Source organism: Moorena sp. SIO4E2, from assembly GCF_010671945.1.
Taxonomy (GTDB): domain Bacteria; phylum Cyanobacteriota; class Cyanobacteriia; order Cyanobacteriales; family Coleofasciculaceae; genus Moorena; species Moorena producens.
The window spans coordinates 1-1,081 of the sequence record NZ_JAAHIE010001405.1 but is presented as its reverse complement, the minus strand read 5'-3'; the positions used below and the strand labels follow the sequence as shown (position 1 = coordinate 1,081).

The 1,081-nt window shown below is 45.1% G+C and carries 2 protein-coding genes; both read left to right on the top strand.

Annotated features, from left to right (window positions below; all coding sequences use genetic code 11):
- Positions 1 to 107: 107 nt before the first annotated feature.
- Positions 108 to 224 carry a photosystem II reaction center protein I gene (locus tag F6K37_RS44045; RefSeq protein ID WP_071986807.1) on the top strand — a complete coding sequence of 39 codons (117 nt, stop codon included), beginning with the start codon at positions 108 to 110 and terminating at the stop codon, positions 222 to 224.
- Positions 225 to 486: 262 nt separating this feature from the next.
- The coding region (locus F6K37_RS44040) for a hypothetical protein (protein ID WP_287257433.1) at positions 487 to 1,081 on the top strand (595 nt) is incomplete at its 3' end.

The following is a 1,081-nucleotide window of genomic DNA, read 5'->3' as shown; positions in this document are numbered from 1 at the left end:
AGATGGTTTTTGATCTAGATTCCCAATTCTAGAAGTTTCACCATCAGACCAATGTCTCATGTACTACTTCATCTTCCGTATTTCATATCTTCTTGGGAGAACTCAACATGGCAACACTCAAAATCATTGTTTATATAGTGGTTAGCTTCTTTATTGCCTTATTTGTGTTTGGCTTCTTGTCAAACGATCCATCTCGTAACCCTAAGCGGAAAGATTTCGAGTAAATAGCGTTCGCGAAGCGGTTCCAAAGGAACATCGCATTATCATGTCAGGTCTATCAAAGACCTCAACTAGAGATAGCCACGGCTCGTGAAGACGGGATTATCTAGACAAAACCACGCTCTTAGATGAGGGTGGTTTTGTATTTATGCTTAATTAGTTGTAATATGGGCTGTCTTTGTCGATAACCGATTTGGAACTACAATCTTGGGGATTGAGTCAAGGATTGTTGGTCTGAATAGTAAAACACCAGCCAATTAGTGAAAAATGCCCCAGCCAGTTCAGCCGCCGGTCGTACCCGCAATTATTCAAACCGTTAAACCTTCCCAGACCACTAGCCACCTCGATGAATTATCTCAAAGAATAACCGTTTCGGCACCGTACCAAACACAGCAAAACCAGGTACTGCTCAAACCCTACCCAACAGGAGAGCTCAAGATTGAGGCTTTCCCAATATTAGCCACAGACAAAAGCGCTGCTAGCTTAGGTCTACCAATTTCCCGAGCAGTTGGCCAGACCTTGCCAAGCATAACAAACAGCCAAGACAATTGGCAACTAGGGCAAGGAAAACAGTGGCAACAAACTTTTCTAAAACCAGGAATCAAGCAACCACTCCATCCTGATTTAACCTCCTTACTCAATAGTCCAACTCCAGAAGCACCATCAACTCTGGAACCGGAATTTTCGACTAGGGTTTCTCCTAGGTTTTCCTCGTCGGTTACTTCTGAGACAGGGGTTGCTGATTCTGGGTATGATGCGGCCCCCCTAGCCCCCCAAGTTTGGGGGGAACAAAACCTTCAAAGTACTCCAAAATTAGGCGTTGCTGATTCTGGGTATGATGCGGCCCCCCTAGCCCCCCAAG

Bases quoted from the DNA above. Each gene is read 5' to 3' on its own strand.
- F6K37_RS44045 (WP_071986807.1), top strand. From the start codon at position 108: ATGGCAACACTCAAAATCATTGTTTATATAGTGGTTAGCTTCTTTATT.